Source organism: Desulfitobacterium sp., assembly GCF_034927245.1.
GTDB lineage: Bacteria > Bacillota > Desulfitobacteriia > Desulfitobacteriales > Desulfitobacteriaceae > Desulfitobacterium_A.
In genome coordinates, this window is sequence record NZ_JAYFQK010000039.1 from 45,560 (window position 1) to 66,435 (window position 20,876).

Annotated in this window: 18 protein-coding genes; 10 read left to right on the top strand and 8 right to left on the bottom strand. The window is 40.8% G+C overall.

All coding sequences use genetic code 11. The features are described from left to right. Positions 1–56: 56 nt before the first annotated feature. From VB077_RS10420 to VB077_RS10430, 3 genes are all read right to left on the bottom strand, one after another. Positions 57–1,409: a YeiH family protein gene (locus tag VB077_RS10420; protein WP_323415172.1), complete on the bottom strand. Its 1,353-nt coding sequence runs from the start codon at positions 1,407–1,409 to the stop codon at positions 57–59. Positions 1,410–1,710: 301 nt separating this feature from the next. Continuing rightward, positions 1,711–2,079: a hypothetical protein gene (locus VB077_RS10425; RefSeq protein ID WP_323415173.1), complete on the bottom strand. Its 369-nt coding sequence runs from the start codon at positions 2,077–2,079 to the stop codon at positions 1,711–1,713. Positions 2,080–2,111: 32 nt separating this feature from the next. Next, positions 2,112–3,467 (bottom strand): YeiH family protein, encoded by a 1,356-nt coding sequence (locus tag VB077_RS10430; RefSeq protein ID WP_323415174.1) that lies wholly within the window; start codon positions 3,465–3,467, stop codon positions 2,112–2,114. 221 nt (positions 3,468–3,688) lie between these two features. Here VB077_RS10430 and VB077_RS10435 point away from each other — a divergent pair, with 221 nt between their 5' ends. Next, positions 3,689–3,931, top strand: a complete 243-nt coding sequence (locus VB077_RS10435; RefSeq protein ID WP_323415175.1) for a TIGR03905 family TSCPD domain-containing protein — start codon at positions 3,689–3,691, stop codon at positions 3,929–3,931. 6 nt (positions 3,932–3,937) lie between these two features. Here the strand turns inward: VB077_RS10435 and VB077_RS10440 are convergent, their stop codons facing one another. Continuing rightward, positions 3,938–5,536, bottom strand: a complete 1,599-nt coding sequence (locus tag VB077_RS10440) for a prenyltransferase/squalene oxidase repeat-containing protein (protein ID WP_323415176.1) — start codon at positions 5,534–5,536, stop codon at positions 3,938–3,940. Positions 5,537–5,662: 126 nt separating this feature from the next. Here VB077_RS10440 and VB077_RS10445 point away from each other — a divergent pair, with 126 nt between their 5' ends. Both VB077_RS10445 and VB077_RS10450 read left to right on the top strand, forming a co-directional pair. Continuing rightward, positions 5,663–6,538, top strand: a complete 876-nt coding sequence (locus tag VB077_RS10445) for an ATP-binding cassette domain-containing protein (RefSeq protein WP_323415177.1) — start codon at positions 5,663–5,665, stop codon at positions 6,536–6,538. A gap of 19 nt (positions 6,539–6,557) precedes the next feature. Next, positions 6,558–7,364 (top strand): ABC transporter permease subunit, encoded by an 807-nt coding sequence (locus tag VB077_RS10450; protein ID WP_323415178.1) that lies wholly within the window; start codon positions 6,558–6,560, stop codon positions 7,362–7,364. A gap of 218 nt (positions 7,365–7,582) precedes the next feature. On the opposite strand, the gene VB077_RS10455 is transcribed toward VB077_RS10450, so the two are convergent. The 3 genes from VB077_RS10455 to VB077_RS10465 form a co-directional block, all read right to left on the bottom strand. Further along, a complete protein-coding gene (locus VB077_RS10455; RefSeq protein WP_323415179.1) occupies positions 7,583–10,045 on the bottom strand; it encodes an HD domain-containing phosphohydrolase in 2,463 nt (820 codons plus the stop codon). A gap of 389 nt (positions 10,046–10,434) precedes the next feature. Further along, on the bottom strand, positions 10,435–11,715 hold the full coding sequence (locus VB077_RS10460; RefSeq protein WP_323415180.1) for an MFS transporter: 1,281 nt from the start codon (positions 11,713–11,715) through the stop codon (positions 10,435–10,437). Between the two features lie 42 nt (positions 11,716–11,757). Further along, the gene (locus VB077_RS10465) at positions 11,758–12,981 is read right to left on the bottom strand and encodes an amidohydrolase family protein (RefSeq protein WP_323415181.1); all 1,224 of its coding nucleotides are present in this window, start codon (positions 12,979–12,981) and stop codon (positions 11,758–11,760) included. A gap of 278 nt (positions 12,982–13,259) precedes the next feature. Between VB077_RS10465 and VB077_RS10470 the strand changes: the two genes are divergently transcribed. The 5 genes from VB077_RS10470 to VB077_RS10490 all read left to right on the top strand — a co-directional run bounded on the left by VB077_RS10470 (position 13,260) and on the right by VB077_RS10490 (position 17,095). After that, positions 13,260–14,999 carry a histidine kinase N-terminal 7TM domain-containing protein gene (locus VB077_RS10470; protein WP_323415182.1) on the top strand — a complete coding sequence of 580 codons (1,740 nt, stop codon included), beginning with the start codon at positions 13,260–13,262 and terminating at the stop codon, positions 14,997–14,999. Beyond that, complete coding sequence (locus VB077_RS10475; protein WP_323415183.1) at positions 14,974–15,660, top strand: response regulator transcription factor; 687 nt, start codon at positions 14,974–14,976, stop codon at positions 15,658–15,660. The genes VB077_RS10470 and VB077_RS10475 overlap by 26 nt, the downstream gene beginning before the upstream one ends. A 186-nt stretch (positions 15,661–15,846) precedes the next feature. After that, positions 15,847–16,416: a sigma-70 family RNA polymerase sigma factor gene (locus VB077_RS10480; RefSeq protein ID WP_323415184.1), complete on the top strand. Its 570-nt coding sequence runs from the start codon at positions 15,847–15,849 to the stop codon at positions 16,414–16,416. After that, entirely contained in the window at positions 16,409–16,765 is a 357-nt protein-coding gene (locus VB077_RS10485; protein ID WP_323415185.1) for a hypothetical protein, read from the top strand. The genes VB077_RS10480 and VB077_RS10485 overlap by 8 nt, the downstream gene beginning before the upstream one ends. A 90-nt stretch (positions 16,766–16,855) precedes the next feature. Then, positions 16,856–17,095 (top strand): Nif11-like leader peptide family natural product precursor, encoded by a 240-nt coding sequence (locus tag VB077_RS10490; RefSeq protein WP_323415186.1) that lies wholly within the window; start codon positions 16,856–16,858, stop codon positions 17,093–17,095. A gap of 75 nt (positions 17,096–17,170) precedes the next feature. On the opposite strand, the gene nlpM is transcribed toward VB077_RS10490, so the two are convergent. Continuing rightward, on the bottom strand, positions 17,171–18,565 hold the full coding sequence (gene nlpM / locus VB077_RS10495; RefSeq protein WP_323415187.1) for a nif11-like peptide radical SAM maturase: 1,395 nt from the start codon (positions 18,563–18,565) through the stop codon (positions 17,171–17,173). 207 nt (positions 18,566–18,772) lie between these two features. On the opposite strand from nlpM, the gene VB077_RS10500 reads away from it, so the two are divergent. Both VB077_RS10500 and VB077_RS10505 read left to right on the top strand, forming a co-directional pair. Then, a complete protein-coding gene (locus VB077_RS10500; RefSeq protein WP_323415188.1) occupies positions 18,773–19,891 on the top strand; it encodes an ABC transporter substrate-binding protein in 1,119 nt (372 codons plus the stop codon). Positions 19,892–19,918: 27 nt separating this feature from the next. Beyond that, entirely contained in the window at positions 19,919–20,866 is a 948-nt protein-coding gene (locus VB077_RS10505; RefSeq protein ID WP_323415189.1) for an NHLP bacteriocin system secretion protein, read from the top strand. Positions 20,867–20,876 lie beyond the last annotated feature (10 nt).

The window sequence follows — 20,876 nt, forward strand, 5'->3', positions numbered from 1 at the left end:
TTACTTCACAGTGCAGACCGGTCCGCTATTTTGTCTGGATAATGCAGAGACTATCCTTAGATTGAACCCCAATAATTCCCCATGACTACGACAGATAACAAATAACCAAGAGGGACATTGACCAATACGCCTGTCGTAAAGGCGGCAAAAGGTTTCCACCCAACGGAAGTCAGCTCTTTGAATCGTGTCGTCATGCCGATGGACAAGAAAGTGAAGATAAATGCCCACGTTCTTAATTCCTTAACCGGTGCGATAATAAGAGAATCAACACTCTGTGCCGCAGCAGTCCCCGTTCCGACAGATGCTACCAGAATCGTCACAATGATCGAAGCCACAAAGAAACCCAGAACGAATTTCGGGAAACGAGTCCAGATTTCGCCGGCGTTTGGTTTTGATCCGTCATCTCTCTTCTCCCATTTCGTAACCGATATCATAGCCATAATAAAGCACCAGATACCAACAAACATATCCCTTCCGACAACTTTCATAAGGGTAAAGGTTTTAATGGATTGTTCTCCAAGGGACGCAGCTGCAGCCATACCTGCTGCATCAGCAAATTCGGATGTACCGATCCATGCTCCTGCGGGACCGGCAGGAATACCCAAGGCACTAATAAACATAGGCAGGGAGAAAATCATGACAACCGCCCAAACAACAACGAGAGAAATAGCAACAGAAACATGTTGTTTCTCGGCTTGAACAGAACCACCGATGGCAATGGATGCTGATACACCGCAGATTGAACCGCCGGCAGCAAGAGTGGAAGCAAAGCGTTTGTCCAGCTTAAAAATCCGTGTACCCGCCCAATAGATTGTTAAAAAGGTTGTTGACGCAATAAGTGTAGCTTGTAAAAAGGCTACCGGTCCTGATTGAAGAATGAGAGTAAAAGGAAGTGTGGCGCCGAGCAAGACTATACCCGTTTTAACATAAAACTCTGTTCTCAGCGCTGCATCAAGCCACTGAGGAATCGGTAGTGCATTGCCGATGATCAAACCAACAGCCAGCGCCAGCAGCGGTGCTTCAAAATTATACTTTTTTGCTACAGTCCATGATCCTAATACACAGACGATAAGACTTAGAATATAAAGTACGGTAAAACCCACAGTAAACTTTTTAACATCATAACCTAATACTTTAACGGCAATCGCAAATAAGGCCAAAAAGCCCAAAAACATTAGGCAAATATTACCGACATTAGCACCGAGATAGGTTGTTGCTGTGCTAAAATCACTCCAGGTTGGGATTTTAATCGCAATTGACTTCATAAAACTGCTGCCCGAAGCCCAAAGCAGCATTGATATTAATACAATACCAAGTCCCAGCCATACAGCCCAATAATCCTCTTTCTTAAAAAGATCGGACAAGCCCCCTGACGGAGATGTTGCTTTTCTGGTTTCCACTTGTGCCATTATCCATCCTCCATTTTTTTGATTTTGCGCCTCATTTTACGTCTTATTCAAGGATATTAGTGTTCACCTCTTTCTGTTTTCTCTGGCGCATCAGTTTACTCATAATGTAATAAGCAAAACCCATGCCAAGGGATAAGTTCTTGTGATAACTTGCATAATATCAAGGTTTAAGGTCTCATGTTAATAAATCCCAGCTGATTTCTAACGTGACATCTTGTCATTTTTAGACGAAATGTCTGTCATAATGTCAATTTTAAATTAAAACTCCCGGCAATAATTACCGGGAGTTTTATAATCAACTCTACAAGACACCCCATAAACGGGTATATTCAACTTTTAAAATAAATTCATGATCACTAAAACCGTTTTCCTTCAAAACCGCCACTGCATCGTTAAAATCAAAGCTCTCAGTTTCCATGAGGATATGATCTTTAAACCCCGTTACCGCCCAATCTTCATGTGCTTTCATCAGCACCTCCATCATTGAAGCAATCCTCTCCAATCTAATATTCAGGAACCGATTTAGATTACGAACGGCTTCGGGTTCAACTTTTTTTACTTTTAAAATGTCTTTAAAAGGCGGATACTCCCCCGGTTCCCAGTCCTTTTTCTCAAAGAAATAAAAGAAAAATCGAGCTCTTTGTACACAAGTTTCATTATCCGGGCGCATACTTTTCGTCTCCTCTTTCAGCTTCAAAAAGCTTATTTTACTATTGTCCAAAAATTATTCATAATTTTGACAGATAACAGATAGCCAAGCGGAAGGTTTACGAATACTCCGGCAGTTATCGCCGCTAAAGGCTTCCACCCTGCCGAAGCAAGTTCCTTAAAACGGCTGGACAGGCCGATTGAAAGAAAAGTAAAAATAAAAGACCAATCTCGCAGTTGGATAATCGGATTAATGACATTGGCATTAATGACTTTCGGTGTACCTATATTAGAAGCTGTTAAAATCGAAATAATAATTGAACTTATAAAAAAACCAAGTACAAACTTTGGAAACCGAAGCCAAATATCCTTGGCATTGGGTTTGGAACTTCCATATCGCTTGTCCCATCGCGTGATTGAAACTAAAGCCATAATAAAACACCATATGCCAATGAACATATCCCGACCGACAACTTTCATAAGTGTAAAAGTTCTAAGGGCTTGTTCATTAATTGCCGCCGCTGCTGCCATTCCGGGGGCATCGGCAAATTCTGCAGTACCAATCCATGCTCCGGCGGGTCCGGGAAGAACATTTAGCACGTTGATGGCAAAGGGCAGGATAAAAATCATAATAATAGAGCAGAGAATAACTAAGGAAATCGCGATTGAGACATGCTGCTTATCAGCCTTCACAGCTCCACCTACCGCAATTGCGGCAGAAACTCCGCAAATTGATCCCCCTGCTGCCAAGGTAGCTGCAAAACGTTTATCAAGCGAGAATAACCGTGTTCCTGTCCAATATATACTGAGAAAAGTAGCTACAGCAATAATTGTTGCTTGGGAAAAAGCTACAGAACCGGCTTCGAGAAGTAATGTAAACGGTAAGGTAGCCCCCATTAACACAATGCCTAACTTAACATAAAATTGGGTCTGAAGTGCAGTATTTAACCAATTTGGGATCTTCAAAAGGTTACTGATAAGAAGACCTACAACAAGTGCGAGCAGCGGAGTTTCGATATTATATCGTTTCATGACATCCCAAGAACCAACTACCGAAACGAGAACACTGAGGCCAAAAAGGAACGTAAATCCGGCAAAAAACCATTTAACCTTTACGTTGAGAGCCTTGAACGCAATTGAAAACAAAATTAGAAAAAATAGATATAGCGCAAAGATAGAATCTTTATGACTGCTAAGATAATTAAGGGGATCTTGGAAATTACTATAGCTCGGTGTTTTAACCCCAATCCAAGCCATGAAGTTGTCGCCGATACCCCAGAAGACAATACTTAACAGGACGATAGTCAGACCCAGCCATACTGCCCAAGAATCTTCCTGATTCCAAAGATTGGATAATCCCCCTGAAGAAGAAGCGGACGTTGATTTATATGAAGTTGATATATTGCCCAATAAATTACCCTCTCCTTTTCCTTGCTGTAATAGAATTTTCGCTTTAAATCACCATAAATCCTTCAAAAGTTTCTTGGTTAGACAAGAATTTTTAAAAATTTGATATAAAGGAGCGGTATTCCTATTGAATGCCGCTGTCAAGTCTTTACTTTTTAAAGGTGAATCTTTATAATTTAAAAGATTATCCATCCGAAAACTTTACTTAGAAAGGATCAATCTACATGAAAACATACACACCGAGGGGAGTTTGTTCCCGTAAAATTTTATTTGAGACCGAAAATAATATCGTTCAAAACGTGCAATTCATCGGGGGATGCCCCGGAAACCTTGAGGCCATTGCCCTATTGGTGGAGGGAATGCCTGTCGATGAAGTGATTAAACGCTTAAAAGGAATCAGCTGTGGAGAAAAACCTACCTCATGTCCGGATCAGCTGGCCCGTGCACTTGAACAAAATCAGCAATAAAATGCTCTAAAACGATTTTCTGGATTTTCCGTATGACGCCTGGTATATTTGGTTATATCTTTGAAAAGCTCGAATAGCCGTAAGCGCCGTCGTGATTGGTTCTTCATAATTCCATCCCTTGGCATAGATTGCTCGATAAGAAGGTTCAAAGGAACCATTGTTCTTCTGTGTTATTAGGAGATTATATATTCCCCTGTCTAAGACATCTTTCGGAACAGCCCCGGCATAGCGCATCAATCCTGACACGGCTAAACCCGTCTCAACCACAGAACCCCAGCCCCCATCCTTATTTTGAGCTTGGATCAAAAATTCCAGGCTTTTTTTTCGTGCTTTTAAAATTTGATGTGCGCTTTTCCAGCGTTCCCAGCTGAACTTCCACTTGCTCAAGAGTTCTATGGCCTGGGCCGTACTGTAAATTGGCCCTTCATACCAAGATGCCGGAAATGCCCCTTGATCATCCTGCTGGGCTAATATCCAATTCAGTCCTTGCCAAATCCGGGCTTCTTGCGAACGCGATCGCTGCCATAACGCCTCAAGAGCATGAATGCTGACATCAACACTCGGAATATAGACCGGGAAGTCCGACGAAATCTGCGGAGGCCGACCCTGAAAACTGGGAAACGTTCCCCAACTGCCATCGGTATTTTGCAAATTCTTAAGGAGTTTAAGGCTTGAAGGATTCTCTTGGCCGACTTGATGCAAACCAATGAGAGCCACTGCCGTATCATCTAAATCCGGGTGCGTAAAGGGAGGCGTACTTCCGTAACTTCCATCCTCATTCTGCCCCTGTTTTAGCCAATTAACCGCTCGATTTAACCACGAAATATCATTTTGTCCTTGCTTGGATTCCCCGTAAATACAAAGTGCCCAGCCCACAGCCCATATATTAAGTTGGTCAAATGCCGGCCATCCGCCGCTGGGATACTGCTTCCGGACCAGCCACTGTCCCGCTTTTTCCATTCTTTCAGAGTTGCCGCCTGTGCGCATGATAGCCAAAATTGCCAAACTGGTGGCAATGATATCCTCTGACCAAGAACCATCTTTTAATTGGGTATCCAGAAGGTATTGAATTCCTTTTTTCATACTCTCTTGTGATGCGGCACAAAGCAATGATGCTGCAACAACGACAGGCCGGCCATATAGCGGAAGCTTCGTTAATACCCTGTCTTCGAGTATCGTCGGAAGAACGATCTCTTCAGGAGTCGGTCCCTCAAGGCCGGGAACCATCCTTTGCCCTAAGGATAAAATCATTTGGGAAAATTGGCGTGCTTGAGCAAGCAACAAAATCTTGCCCCACCATCCAGCTTGACTCCCGCTGAGCGCTGCTCTTGCGATTTGCGTTATCTCTTCATCCGGTTGATCGCCGGGGGTTTTTCCCCAACCTTCACGATAGTTGTTTCTCAGCCAATTTAATGCCTCCTGTTGAGCGTTTTCAAAGCCCCTTCCTAGGGCAAGAAGAGCAAGTGCAGCAAGTGATGTTGCCCCCGGACTCGGAGAAACGCTGTGATATTCATCAAGATTACCCGACACGATCTGATCTATACCGCCAATCACATATTGTGATGCATTATTAAGTCCTTCTTGAATTTCTTTTGTAAGTTCCAATGTCGCACCTCCATCCCATCATATCGTATGCTATCGTCCGATTTTTGTTATCCGATGGATTAAACCCTTTTACCTATTTTTGCATATTCTATGAAATAGGAAGGTATTGGCAAAGGTGGGACCGGCTTGTTTAAAGTTAGTGAACTCACAAAAACCTATCGTGAAGGACGAGGCATTAAGAATCTGACCTTTCAGGTGGATTCAGGAACAGCCTTTGGATTCTTAGGACCCAATGGGGCCGGCAAGACCACAACGATTCGTTTGCTTATGGGATTTATGAAACCCGATTATGGCAACGCGAAAATATCAGATTTTGATTGCTGGCAGGACCGTACAGAGTTAAAACGTATCATCGGTTATCTTCCGGGTGAGCTCCGCTTTCTGGAACAGCTTACCGGTCAGGAATTCTTAGATCTTATTGAAGGCATGCATGGCAAGGTCGGAGAGATAAAGCGAAAACAAAAGCGACTTCTTAGCTATCTTGACCTTAATCCGCAGCAGCATATTCGCAAAATGTCCAAAGGAATGAAACAAAAGCTGGGAATTACCTCTGCCTTGATGCTTGACTCACCTGTTCTTGTTTTAGATGAACCAACATCCGGCCTTGACCCATTGATGCAAAAGGCGTTTATTGATTTGATCCTTGAAGAAAAGAGGAACGGTAAAACCATTTTTATGTCTTCACATCAATTCCCAGAGATTGAAAAAACGTGTGAACAAGTAGGGATTATCCGTGAAGGAGAACTTGTGACCGTTCAAGATATCACCTTACTCAAACAGGGTGAATGTCAAATCTTTGAAATTGAGGTTGAACAAGAAGAAGACGCCGAATGCTTACGGGAAAGCGGTTTGATTCTTCAGTCTCTGGGAAATTATCGATTCACCATCCTTATTACAGGCAAGCAGGATGTGCTATGGAAAACGCTTGCTCAGGTTCATGTCAAACGGTTTAAACAATGCTCCATTGAACTGGAAGATGCGTTTATGCAGTACTACCATTAAGGTTAAGGGGGATGCCGAGTTGAATGATGCATTATTCCGTGTAATGATAAAACAAAATGGCAAAAAAATCGCCAAACTTTCTTCAGGCATTATCCTCTATGAGGGACTTTTGACTTGGGTCTATCCCGTGATTTCCAAAAATCCGGCCGTGTCACAAATCGCCGGATCATTACCTTCTGCCGTAAAGACCGTTTTCGGAGTTTCAGAGGAGGCTCGTGTCGATACGTTTGAAGCATTTATTACCGCTCAATTTTTTGCACGGATCTGGGCAATGCTTTTAGCTCTATATAATGTTGAGACAGCGAATGAATTGCTCGCGGCGATGGCAAACGATGGTTCCCTAGCCCTGCTTCTTTCCACCCCAGTTTCCAGGGATGAATTTCTGACCACCCAGGCCCTTGTGCTTTTCAGTGGGAATGCTCTGCTCATCTTTTTCACGCTGCTTGGCTTATTCGTAGGGACGAAACGATTTGGCATAAATCTTGACCTCTGGAGATATTGCATTTTTAGTATTCAGGGGTTTGCTTTCTATAGCTTAATCGGCGCCTATAGTCTTTTATTCTCCGCATTGTTTACCGAAGGCGATACTGCTTTTACGATGGCTGCAAGTCTGACTTTAGCCTTTTATGCTTTGGATGTTGCCGGAGGACTCAGTGATCAACTATCCTGGGTACGAAAACTATCCCTCTTTCGGTGTTATCAACCTCAAGAGGTTTTAGAAGGAAGCAAAAATCCGGCAAAGGAGACCATTGGCCTTATTGCCGGTACGCTGATTCTTCTTCGTTTAGGTATTTACGCCTTTAACAAAAAGGATCTCGCCATATGAATAAAAAGACGGTACTCTTCATGGAGTTCCGCCTTTTTATTATTTTTCACACACCCATTTCTTCTGCAACCACGATGACGTGATATTCATTGATTGACGGACCGGCAACGCCGGGTCTTTATTGGGCTTGTTTCCGGACTTACATCCATTTTTGCCCAACCTCCTTACATAATGTAGTTCAATTTTTGACCCAACGGTTCTTAGGATTAAGCCCTAATTCAAGTTTTTGCCATTACTTTTTTAGTAAATACATTTACTAGCTCAGGATCAAATTGAGTCCCAGCATTATCTTTTATCTCCGTTATGGCAACTTCATCGGAAAATGCTTTTCGGTAACTTCTCTCACTTGTCATTGCATCATAGGCATCCACAATAGTTATAATTCTCGATATAAATGGAATCTCTCTCTCTTTTAAGCCCTTGGGATATCCTTTCCCATCCCATCTTTCATGGTGGCACAAAACATAATTGGCTATATCAGACAAATCATTGACCGAGCTAAGTATTCTGTACCCTATTTCAGGATGCCGTTTTATTTCTTTCCATTCCTCTTCTTTCAAACTTCCCGGCTTATTGAGTATGTCTTCAGAAATTGCTATTTTACCTATATCATGAAGAAGTCCAACTGACCTAAGTACTTCAACTTGATGATCGGGCAGTTGCAGTGCTTCTCCCATACTCATACAGAACTTTGAGACTCGATCAGCATGCTGCTCTTCCCTTTGATTTTTTTCATTTAATGTGTTAATTATGGCTTTTACTGTGTTTCCTCTCATGCCTTGACTTTCAAAGAGCTTTTCCTGATACATATAATCTTCGGCTTTTTTGATGATATCCTCTATGCTTTTACTCTTATCCATTTTCGTCTCATAACCAAAAGAAATAAAAACTTTAATTGAATCTACATCTTCTTGCGCAGCAAGACTTCGTATACGTTTTACAATTTGCGCTGCTTCACAGGTATTTGTTTTTGGTAATAAAATCACAAATTCATCGCCGCCAAGCCGAGCAATAATATCATCGGCACGGCATCCTTTAGTAATGACTTTCGTTACTTTTTTTAACAACTCGTCGCCCTTTGTGTGTCCAAAAGAATCATTGATAAGTTTTAACCCGTTTACGTCAGCCATAACAATGGTTAAAGGAAGGTTTCTTTCTATATCCAGTCTGTTTAGTTCCTCTTCGTAAAATCTTCGGTTATATAGTCCCGTAAGTTGGTCATGATAGCTTAGGTATTCAATTCTTTTTCGTTCTTCTTTTCGAGCTGAATAATCTCTAAAAACTAAAACGATACCACTGATTTTTCCATTTTCGTCTCTTATTGGTGCAGCGCTATCCTCAATGGGTCTTTCGCAGCCATCTTTTGCTACTAAAATCTTTTGGCTGTCAACCCCTATTATTTCTCCAAGCTCAATGACCCTATGTACAGAATTTTTACATTTTCCCCGGGTAAATTCATTAATAATATTAAAAACATCTTCTATCGGTTTATTAACCGCTTCCTCATATGTCCACCCTGTTAACTGTTCGCCAACCTTGTTGATGAACTGAATATTTCCCTTGATATCTGTGGAAATTACCCCATCAGCAACAGATAATAAGGTAATTTTGAATCGTTCTTTTTCATTAAATATTTCTGTATTTACCCGTTTAAGCTCATATACTAAACTCATATCCTGGAAAATAATGATGGCTCCTAAGAATTCATGTAATTTACTATCCATAATTTGTTTACATGAAAGATTTACCGGTAAAATATGACCGTTTTTCCTTAACATTTTTAGATTTTTAATGTTAAAATTTCTTTCTTTAACTTTTTCCAGAGATATCCTTTTTCTATCATTTTCATCGATTATAAAATCTAATTTTTCCTCTAATAATTCGCGTTCCGTATATCCCAATATATTTAATGTATTTTTAGATATTTCAATAATTTCTCCCTGATCATTAACAATAATGACCATATCCAGCATTTCATTCATAACTTCTTCGAAGATAAAATTTTTAGGTAATTTTAGAAATTTGTATTTCGTAACAACAATATAAATACCTGTTATGGTAATGATGGAATATATTTGACCGATTTTAGGAAGTTCTATATGTGTCACCAACGGAAAAATGGTTTGTGTTAATAAATTAAGCCCAAAGGGAATGATGCTGGTTATTACTAAAATTTCGGATTGTTTTTTAATCCGCTTATTATTGGACTTCAATCCCCACACAAGGATAAGTAAAATAGAAAAAAGCAAATATGATAAATTATATATGAAATCTCCAATGTAGAATATCATTTGTATAATCGGCGGAGTATCAATATCCACCCCAAACAAAAAAACCGCTAGAAAATAAAAGAAAAAGGCGGGAAAGAAAATTGCAATTTTTATAATCCGTTTTCGATATATTTTATTATCTGTAATCAGAAGAACCAAATATAAAATCAAAGCACTAAAACTGCACCAGCCAAGAGCAGATACCTTATTCCAAAAGGAGAAAAGATACTTATCCTGTGCAATGTATGCAAATGAATAAGCGAATGCCCATATGGCATAACTGGAACAAACTGCAAGAAAAAATTTATGAATCAACGATTTTGGATTTTGTTTAAATGTATAGAAGCCAATTGTCAAATAGATAAATACGGAAACTAAAGAAAATGACGAAAGTATATTGTTAATACTCATTGAATAGTCCTCAGTCCTCTCTCAGTCCTCGTATAATCAATTCGCCTTTTGGCATAAAATACTTACCCCTTAATTTAACGTTTAGGAAATAAGTCTTAAAGCAAATAGGTCTTATTTCCTATAATATATTAATATATTCTACTCTTCAATATAATTTCTCTTGGCTGTGTTTTCACCGGAATGGTATAGCTTAATGGTGATAGTCGATTTTTATTGTAGCAATAAATTTGAATAATAAGGGGTAAAATGGGCCATATGAATAAAAAGGCGGTACTCTTCATTGAGTTCCGCCTTTATTATTCCATTGCACTATCTTGGATAAGATAACTGTTTTCCTAATACTTTTGAAGGATGCGGCATTAACTCTCGATTGGATTAAACGCTTGTAATTAAGCCGTTGCCTGTCTATTGGTTTGTTGCTGACTCATTTGTTTCGTTGTAAAGGAGCGACATTTTATATCACTATAAAGCAAGGTAATCATAGAGACAAGCATTAAGGCAATACAAAGAAGCCATGCCCCTTGATAGGAACCGGTTTTATCATAGATGGCCGCGACGGCGGGGACGGAAACGGCTGCACCGAGATAGACGGATAGATTCACGAACCCATAGATCTCACCATAGTGTTTTGACCCAAACATTGAAGCCGTAATAACCGGCGGGCAAACTGTTCCGGTACAAACGCCGAGACCATACAAAACGGCCATGACAACCATGAGCTGCTTAGAATCCGGGAACAACATCAATACGAAAGAAAGAGCAAAAACGATACAGATATAAACGGTTCCGATTTTGGTGCCGAATTTATCGTAAACCCAGCCGAGAGAAATCTTGCCCAAGGTTACGACAATTAAGAATAGGGAAAGAATGCTGGCCGCAAAAACAGCTCCGTGATGATCCGCAACGAAAGCCGCAAATTGACTCAGCGATCCAAATCCAACAAAGGAAAGACAGAAGATGCCAAACAAATAGACCCAAAAGAAACTATATTTCTTGACTTCACTAAGAGTCATATTATATTGTGCTTTCGGTGTTATATCCTTTTGGGCAGCAGTAGCTGCCTCATCCGCTCCATAGGCTTTAAGCCCCATTGTTTCCGGAGATTTTTTCATGACGAGAACCATGGGCAAAGCGATAATTAGCATCGCAGCGGCAAATATAAGATAGGAAGTCCTCCAACCATAGTTTTGGATAACCTTTGTCATGATTGGACTGATAATCGCGCCACCAATACCGCTGCCCGCAAGGGCAATACTTATGGCTAACCCTCTTTTTTTAACAAACCAGTTTGTAATAACAATAGAAATGGGTAAAGCAATAGCCCCAATGGAAAATGCACCCATAAAAATGGCGCTGATATAAAATTCGATAAGGTTCTGCCCGAATGAAAAACTTGCGTAGGAAACTGCCAGACCCACAATACTGATACCTTGAATTAACTGTGTATTTTTTTGGGCCAGCCATTTACCTAAATATGGGGAAAGGAGAACGGTTACTCCATAAACAATGGTGCTGATGATGCCAAATGCGCTTCGGCTAAAACCCATGTCTTGCGTAACAGGCTTTACATATAATCCCCAGTTTGTTGTGATCAGCGGGTGCAGGATGGACATAATCAAAACCCCGGCAGCTACAATCCACCAGCCGTAAAATATCTTCATCTTGGCCATATATTTATTCTCCTCATCTTTTCAAAATTATTGACGATGGGTTTAACCTTTGTAAATCTTTCCGTCTTTCATTACCCAGGAAACATTCTTAAGCGTCGAAATTTCCTCAAATGGGTTCTTATTCACCGCAATAATATCCGCCAATTTTCCGGGAGCAATCGTGCCGATTCGATCATCCCACCCCAGCAATTCTGCTGCGTATTTTGTAGCACTGAGAAGCGTGTCCGTTTTCGAGATGCCGGCTTGCAACATCAATTCAAACTCGCCTGCTTGTTGACCGTGGGGGGTAAGCGGAGTACCGCAGTCAGTCCCAAAGATAATTCGTACGCCTGCATCGTAGGCTTTTTTTATGTTGGCAAGATGCGAACCAGCCAAGGCCGTTGCCTTGCGAACTGCAAAATCAGGCACACCGGCGGCCGGACCTTTTTCCATGATCACCTTTAAAACGATAAATGTTGGAACAATGGAAATCCCTTTTTCCAGCATTATTTTTATCGTTTCGTTATCAACTAAAGTGCAGTGTTCAATAACCGAAACACCTGCTAAAGCAGCTGCCTTAATACCCGCCGTGCCATGGGCATGGGCCGAAGTGATCTTGCCATGCATTTTTGCGACATCAACAGCAGCCTTAATTTCCTCAACGCTCATATTTCGTTCTCCCGGCTCATTGCCGGGGCTAAGAACACCGCCTGTCACCAAAACCTTAATCTGATCCGCACCATATTTCAGCATCAGGCGAGCTGCTGCCCTAACCTCATCCGGACTGTTCGCCACATTACCGGACTTGAAAGTACTGTAGCCCAACGTTTCCCCCGGATAACGATATTCAAGATGTCCGCCTGTTTGGGTGATATACATACCGCTGGTAAAAACACGCGACCCGGAGAAAAGCCCATCATTGATGGCATCACGGATGATATTACAACCGGTTATGGAAGGGTATCCTTCATCCCGAACCGTCGTAAAGCCGGCGAGCAGGTCCATTTCGGCATTTTTAACCGCCTTTAGCGCCACAAGCTCGGATGGTTCACTCACCTCGGTTAGGCTTGTTTTACCGCAAAATCCAAGATGGACATGAGTATCAATCAAGCCGGGAAGAACAAATTTATCGGAGAGATCAATCAACTCATCACCGGCATCGGGTACAAAACCCTCCGCACTTTTGATTTCACTTATTTTATGACCTTCAACAATAATGACTGCATTGTCTTGAATTTTTCCATCCGTAGCCGAAAAAAGCTTTCCACACTTAATGACCTTAGCCATCCATTTCTCCTTCTTTCATTTATTTGCTGTTAATTTTAAACTGTTGCTCTGACTTAGCGGCTAAAAATACATCAATGAAATCTTTCCCCCTTCGATATGTGCTGATTGAAGTGTAGGACAGAATACTCACTTTTTACTATAAATTTTCGATTATCCGTTAAATTCTGAAATTACCCGTCATATTATGCAATAAAGGAAGGCAGACCTTTAAAGGCTTTTTTCAAAATATTTAGTATTTCTATGTTACAATATAAATAAATGAATATGGGGGGCTATGAATGCAATACCAATTCAATCCTTACATAGGGCTGTTAATAGGATCAGCATGTATCTCCCTAGTCCTCGGAATTTTTGCGCTGTTTAAGCGATGCAATGTTAAAGGCGCTAAAAGCTTTATATTAAGCATGTTCATTGTAACGATATGGTCTGGGGGCAATGCCCTTGAGATGGCAAGCCTCGATTTTTCAGCCAAACTTTTCTGGGCCAATGTACAATATATTGCTTACTGCTACTCTCCTGTAACCTTGCTCGCCATGAGCATGGAATTCACGGGATATGATCAGTGGGTTTATAATAAAAAAATTATATGGCTGGCAGTTTTACCAACAATTACTCTCCTGCTTGTATGGACTGATTCACTGCATGGCTTGATTCGGTATGACTTATCTATGGATTACAGCGGTTCATTTCCGGTTATCGACAAAGAATATGGCCCTTTTTTCTATATCCATGCACTATACTCACATATATTGAATTTCACTGCCTGGATTTTGCTGATAAGAACAGTGTTCTTTAAGAATAGCATTTTTAAAAAACAAGCTGCAGTTTTACTTATCGGTATAAGTTTCATTATGATACCCAACATTTTATATATTTCTAACCTAAGTCCGATTCAGAGATTTGATATAACGCCCGTTTTTTTCGGGCCTGCAGGTCTAATTATTGCCTGGGGTATTTTCAGGTTTAAGCTGTTTGATATCATACCGATAGCCCGCGCTACAGTGATTGAGACTATGGATGCCGGTGTCATGATCTTAGATTTACAAAATCGTGTCTTAGACATTAACCCTGCCTTTGAAAAAATAATTGCTATGTCGGTTTCAGCAGCTTCAACTCGCCAGGTACAAGAAATTTGCCGTAAAGTTCCGGAACTTCTTAAGATCTGTAGCGATGAAAATATACATCGGAGTCAGTTCTCAAATTGTTCTAATGGACGATCAAGGATCTATGAAGTTTTACTTTCCCCCCTTACGGACAATCAAGATGTATTAATAGGAAAGCTGGTCGTAACCCAAGATATAACAGAAAAAGCACAAATACAGCAAGAGCATCTCAAGCAGCAAAGAAAACTTGCTGCAACGGAGGAGCGGGTCCGGCTTGCTCGAGATATGCATGATAACTTGGGACAGGTACTGGGCTTTATCAATTTTCAAGCTCAAGGCATCCGACAAGAGCTTATCGATGCAGGCACTGATATTGCTTCTTCTAAACTTGATAAATTGGTGGAAGTCACACAATCTGCACATGACGAGATAAGAAATTATATCCGTAATGCCAAATCTTCCGAGCCTAATCTACCTAATTTTATTCAAACGCTGACAGAATGTATTGCAGATTTTAAGTGCAAAACGGGAATAAAGGTAAAATTGGATCTTCCTCTCAGCTTAGAAGGGGAAAAATTAACTCCTTTAATCCGCATTAACCTATTGAGCATTATTAAGGAAGCATTAAATAACATTGCTAAACATGCAGAAGCCACTAAGGTAACGATATCATTTTCCAATTCTCAAGAGCTATTATGTGTCAAAATTGAAGATAATGGCAAGGGGTTTGATCTTGAGCAGCAAGCAAAGAAATCAAGGACGAAGTTCGGTTTAACGATAATGCAAGAGCGTGCACAGGATATAGGTGCGCGGCTAAGAATCCAATCCGTCCAGGGAAAAGGCACTAGCATCTCTTTTTGTATGCCAGTAGAGAAAGGAGAAAAAGTCGATGTCCATGAAGGTGATGTTGGTTGATGATCATCCTTTATTTGTGGAGGGTCTGCAATATTTGCTTAAAACCCAAGGCATTAACGTTGTTGGTATTGCTACAGACAGCAAATCAGCCTTAGAAAAAGCTTGCAAATTGAAACCGGATATTATTTTAATGGATGTCAAGATGCCTGAGTGCAGCGGGCTTGATTTGTTGAAACAAATTAAGACTGAAATGCCGGATATCAAAATCGTTATGCTGACTACATCTGATGAAGATGACGATCTTTTTGAAGCGGTCAAATCTGGTGCTTCAGGATACCTTTTAAAAAATGCGAGCGCCAAAGAGCTTGTGAGTATGCTCTCAGCTTTAGAGAAAGGAGAGGTTCCGCTATCCCCAGGTCTCGTCGGTCGAATTTTTAAGGAATTCAGACGCGACAATGCCTCTAATAATGCTTCTTTCCAAAAACCGTTTCAATATAATAAACAAGGGCCTCTCAATGAGCGGCAGTTAAAGGTTCTTGAGTTGGTAGCGAATGGTATGACCTATAAAGAAGTAGGCACTGTTTTGGGAATAACGGAACGAACCGTAAAATATCATATGGCAAGAATTATTGAGCTGCTTCATCTCGAAAAAAAATCCCAGGTTATTGCTTATGCATCCAAATTAGGGCTAGTGGATAATCGTAAACCAGAAAATGATTAAATAAATTATATTGACTTCAAAAAAGTACAGTCTCTTTTATCAGAGACTGTACTTTTTTGTTCAATGGACTGAACCTTAGTCCATTGTATTGAAAAAGCTATAATCGCTACAATTAAAGTGTAGATTTTTTAAACTTTCACTTAAATCCGTAGGAAAAAGTATTTAGACCGAGGAGGATTAACAGAAATGGTTGTTTTAGCTCAAACCGAAAAAAATTCCCGGACTGTCTTATTCAATAATGATATTAAGATATTTACTGAGCTATACAACTGTTACTTCCCTCGTGTCTATAACTATGTGCACTATAGAGTAAGCAATTTTCAAGATGCCGATGATTTAACAAGTCAGATCTTCGAAAAGTTATTTTCTAAATTTGAATACTATCAATCAGAAAAGGCCCCTTTTGCTGCTTGGCTCTTTAGCCTTGCCCGTAATACCATAACCGATTATTATCGACTTCAGACGCGAACCTGCTGCATATCTCTTGAGTTAACTCAAGAGCTTCAAAATACAGGGCCTGGTCCTGATGATATTGTTATTTTAACAGAAATGCAAAAACACCTGCATAGGGCCTTATCCTCTTTAACTCAACGAGAACGTGATTTAATTGCTTTAAAATTCTGGAGTGGTTTATCTAACCGGGATATTGCCAAATTAACAGGCATTAGTGAAAGCAACACAGGTGTTATCATATTTCGGGCCATGAAAAAGTTACGAAAAATTCTCGAAAGTCAGGGCCTGAGCAGCTATGACTAATAAAAGGAAGGCGGATATCTATCTAACCTACCTAGATCAGATTTTAGTGGGTGAAAAAGACATCGGACCAGTTGAAGATGAAGAGATTGCAAAGCTCTTATTACTGGCCCAATCCATGATTGATGCCGACTTTAGTGTCAACAGCCAAATGAAAGAAAAGCTAAAGAAACAGCTTCTGACAAAGATTGCCCAGTTCGAAGATAACTTTGATGGCGAACTAAAGGATGAAGATTTAGATTTAGTCGCTGCAGGCAGCCCAGGACTTGCTGAAGAATTAACTGGAACCTGCCCATACTGCGGGGCAAGATTAGATAAGCGCAACGCAAAATGCCCTGTATGCAATCATTAAAAAATACGTGTAATACCTTCCGGAAAAATACGTATTAACTTTCGAAAAGGGTACGATAAAGTACACTTAATAAAAAAGGGGGATATAAAAATGAGTGTTGCTTCTGCGAAGTCTTATGTCGAAAAAATCAAAACCGATGAGGAATTTGCTAAAAAGGTTAAAGCCTGCAAAGATGCAGACGAGCGTATGGCATTTGTAAAGAAAGCCGGTTTTGACTTCACGGTCGAAGAAATTAATAGCCTAAAAGACCAACTCAGTGACAATGAATTAGATGCAGTTGCGGGCGGCGGAGATATCGTTTGTGACATAATTTGGAGAAAACTAGGATAATAATTTAACAAACCGCTTAGATAAATTCCGGTCGTTCAGGTGAACGACCGGAATTTATCATATGATAATGCATTCTCAAAAATCAAGCGGACATGGCTTGGGAGTTAAAATTTTTTCGTCGACTAGAAAACCTTGGTCCTCAGGCTCCAGACTGCAAATGACAGTTGCTGCCAGTTCAAGTTCACGGCATCTCAAGCGGCACATATCCTCAGACGGTGATGCTATGGATCCGCTGTAACTCACATTATCATACTTGCATCCACCGCCACAGTAATACTTGGCAAAGCAAGCTGCGCACAGTTCATTCTCTGTTGTAGGACTTTTTTGGTATTCTTCCCGGTTCAGATTTTCCCCAAAGATACTTCCTAATTTATACTTTCCCTGGCCCACAAAACGATGGCACAAATAGACATCACCCGAAGAGGAGACCCCTACCATCCCCCGTCCGGCACTGCAGGCATATCGTTTTTTGCTATTCTGAAACAAGGAAAGCAACCCTTTATATAATCCATTTTTCTTAAACATGAGGCTCTTTAAGCCCTCAATATCTCTGCTTTGGATAAGACGTTGCCATGTTTCCGTCTCCTGTTCTAACGCCTGGAGCAGATTCTGAAGGTTCCGTGTCGATTTTATTTTATCCTGTTCTCGCATTAACAAGGATTGGGAAGCTGGTACAATGGACACTTCGGCAAACCCAATCTCTTGCAGGGCATCTTTAATCAACTCAGGATCAGTATTGCCGACTATTACGGCATGACCTGAAGTTTCTGGCAATGCTTCCAGAAGTTTTTTTATTTTGGGTAAAGCAGTGTCATATGACCCTTTGCCGTTAGCATAGGGACGCTGTGCATCTTGTATTTCCCGGGGACCGTCAAAACTGACCATAATTGATATCGACTGTTCTTTTATAAAAGCAATTTTATTATCATCTAAAAGGGTGGCATTGGTGTTAGCATGAAAATAAACTTCTTTCCCCATTTCTTGGGCTCTTTTTCTTGCGTATGCCACAACGGCTTTCATCAAAGAAAACTTTAAAAAAGGTTCCCCCCCGAAAAAGCTTATATTTATTTGTTTCATTTTTCCCGATTGTTCTATTAACCAGTCAACTGCTCGAATAGCGGTCTTTTCATCCATACTGCCGCCTGTTCCGTATTCTCCCCCGTCTCCATAGCAGTAAACACATTTTAGATTACAGGATTGGGTAAGGAAAAGAGCAATATAGCCGATCGGAAAGGATTCTGTTTTAACCGTTTTTTTGCTTTTGTCCCCGGTCTCAGAAATTAATCCCAATTTGTTAAGGTCTTCTTTCATGCCCGTTGTCAAAACCATTTCCGGCTCAGCAGCCAGCTTTTCTAGAACTTTGGCCGTTGGTTCATCAACAGCGTTTGCTCTCATCCCTTCAATATCAATAACATAATGGCTGCCGTGATAATGAAACAGATGAAACGGCACAATATTTTCTTTGTTCATACTGTTTTCCTCTCTTCTGATTATCCGATAGCACATCTTCAGAAAACGTCATTATTAATCTGAAGTAAGCTATCTTATATTTTTAATACGTATAACCCAAAGGTTCATTACAAATAAAGCTGTAATACTTTTTCCGAGTTATCGTAATAATTTTTGAACGATTAACAATGGGCTGTTCTTTAGTTTAAAAGTAAAGGTAGTGTGGCTATGTTAAAAAGATCGTGCTGGATCATGATTCTTTGTATTGGTGTCTTCCTATTATTAACAGGGTGTACCCAATCGAAAGAACCAAAGAATATCGTCATCGGAGTAGCATGGCCGTTTGCAACCAGCGACAACTTATTTAATGAAGGAATTGACCTCGCAGTAAAAGAGATTAATAGCAGCGGCGGAATTCAAGGGAAAGAACTTCAACTTCTTAAAAAAGATGATGGATCAGAACTTGAAAAAGGAATGGCAATTGCCCAGTCCTTTGCTGAAAATAAGGAAATCCAAGCGGTTATTGGGCATGAAAGTTCGTTTATATCCCTTCCGGCCTCGACAATTTATGAAAAAGCCGGTCTAGTCATGTTGTCCCCGACGTCCACAGCTGTAAACCTCACGAAAAATGGATATCGGCATATTTTTCGTAACATTCCCAATGATGATGAAATAGCACGACAACTGGCCATTTACCTTGCTAAGCAAGGCTACCGCCGGATGGTGATTTATTATTCAAATGATTCTTATGGAAACGGATTGGCCAATTCTTTCGAAGACTATTCCCGCTCCGCAGGTATAACGACGGTAGATCGTTTTGACAATTACACTGACTTAGAAGATCTAAAACGATTGCATAATCGATGGCTTGCTTTAGGATTTGATGGAATCTTTATTGCTTACAATGTATCCGGGGGAGCCCAATTTATAGCGGATTGCGGTCAAGCAGGGATAAACGTTCCTTTTATTGCCGGAGATGCATTGGATTCTCCTCTTCTTTCTTCAATGGAGGATAAGGCAGCTAAAGGAACGATCGTCGGTTCTGTGTATAATCCAGAGAGTAGCCGTTCAGAAGTAAAGCAGTTTGTAAAAAACTTCTCGGAAGAATATAAGAAAATGCCCGATTCAAACGCAGCTTTAGGCTATGATGCCGTAAAACTTCTGGCAAAGGCCATCGAAAAATCGGATTTAAAGAACCGTTCGACGGTTGCTGCGGAAATGAGTAATTTAGGTCAGTATCCCGGTATCGTCGGTATCCATAAGCTGGACCAAAATGGCGATGACGTAGGCGATCTTGTGGTGCTGAAAAAATTGCAGTCTGGCGAATTTAAATGTATTGAGAAATAGGGATCTGCAGAAAAAGAGGTGCAAATCATGAGTCAAAGCATATTCCGGGAAGTTTCCTTAAAAAGGCTTTCATCCCCAGAACAACTGGACCAGCTCATCAAGGTAACCTCACCACGGGCTTGGCTGGCTTTAATTGCGATTAGCTTACTTCTCATCAGCGCAATTATCTGGGGCCTTTTCGGGAATATTCCAACAAAAATTGGGGGACAAGGAATACTGCTCAATAACGGAGGAGTTTTTACCTTGAAGCACCACACCTCCGGTCGTGTAACGGATGTTCGATTTAAAACTGGAGAAATTGTAAAAAAAGGGGATGTCATCGCTCGGATTGAAGTTCCTGAACTCGTTGAAAAAATTAACAGCCTGCAAAATACCCAGCACGAAATGGAACTAAAGCAAGCCGTTAAAATACCGGAGTATCAGGCTTTGGGACAACAGATCCTTAAGCTTCGCGAAGAACTGGATTATAAATCGCAAATCGTTTCGAATATAGGGGGGCGAATCTTAGAGCTGAATATCGAGGAAGGAAGCATCATCCAACCGGGCGAGAACCTTGCCACCCTGGAACAACAGGATGAAACCGTCAAAATGGAAGCTGTCATTTATGTCCCCGCCGAACAGGCAGGGGAAATTCTGCCCGGAATGGAAGTCCAAATCTCCCCCAGTATTGTGAATAAAGAAGAATACGGCTATATGTTAGGAAGAGTGAATTCCGTTTCAAAGTATCCCGCAACGACCCAGAGCATGATGAAGACCTTAGGCAATGAAAATCTGGTGGCCTTGCTTTCCGGAAAGGGAGCACCTCTTATGGTCAAGATTGACTTAATTCCTGATGGCAGTACAAAAAGCGGTTATCGATGGTCATCTCCTGCAGGGCCTCCTATTACCATTAATAGCGGTACCCTTATTCAAGGGGATATCGTAATCAAGACAGAAAAGCCTCTCGGCAAAATCATACCACTTCTTAGTGAGTAAAAGCGGGGTG

Coding starts and splice junctions, on each gene's coding strand:
- VB077_RS10460 (WP_323415180.1), bottom strand. CDS start 11,715: ATGGCCAAGATGAAGATATTTTACGGCTGGTGGATTGTAGCTGCCGGG.
- VB077_RS10500 (WP_323415188.1), top strand. CDS start 18,773: ATGTTAAAAAGATCGTGCTGGATCATGATTCTTTGTATTGGTGTCTTC.
- VB077_RS10490 (WP_323415186.1), top strand. CDS start 16,856: ATGAGTGTTGCTTCTGCGAAGTCTTATGTCGAAAAAATCAAAACCGAT.
- VB077_RS10470 (WP_323415182.1), top strand. CDS start 13,260: ATGCAATACCAATTCAATCCTTACATAGGGCTGTTAATAGGATCAGCA.
- nlpM (WP_323415187.1), bottom strand. CDS start 18,565: ATGAACAAAGAAAATATTGTGCCGTTTCATCTGTTTCATTATCACGGC.
- VB077_RS10425 (WP_323415173.1), bottom strand. CDS start 2,079: ATGCGCCCGGATAATGAAACTTGTGTACAAAGAGCTCGATTTTTCTTT.
- VB077_RS10420 (WP_323415172.1), bottom strand. CDS start 1,409: ATGGCACAAGTGGAAACCAGAAAAGCAACATCTCCGTCAGGGGGCTTG.
- VB077_RS10455 (WP_323415179.1), bottom strand. CDS start 10,045: ATGAGTATTAACAATATACTTTCGTCATTTTCTTTAGTTTCCGTATTT.
- VB077_RS10475 (WP_323415183.1), top strand. CDS start 14,974: ATGTCCATGAAGGTGATGTTGGTTGATGATCATCCTTTATTTGTGGAG.
- VB077_RS10480 (WP_323415184.1), top strand. CDS start 15,847: ATGGTTGTTTTAGCTCAAACCGAAAAAAATTCCCGGACTGTCTTATTC.
- VB077_RS10505 (WP_323415189.1), top strand. CDS start 19,919: ATGAGTCAAAGCATATTCCGGGAAGTTTCCTTAAAAAGGCTTTCATCC.
- VB077_RS10485 (WP_323415185.1), top strand. CDS start 16,409: ATGACTAATAAAAGGAAGGCGGATATCTATCTAACCTACCTAGATCAG.
- VB077_RS10435 (WP_323415175.1), top strand. CDS start 3,689: ATGAAAACATACACACCGAGGGGAGTTTGTTCCCGTAAAATTTTATTT.
- VB077_RS10465 (WP_323415181.1), bottom strand. CDS start 12,981: ATGGCTAAGGTCATTAAGTGTGGAAAGCTTTTTTCGGCTACGGATGGA.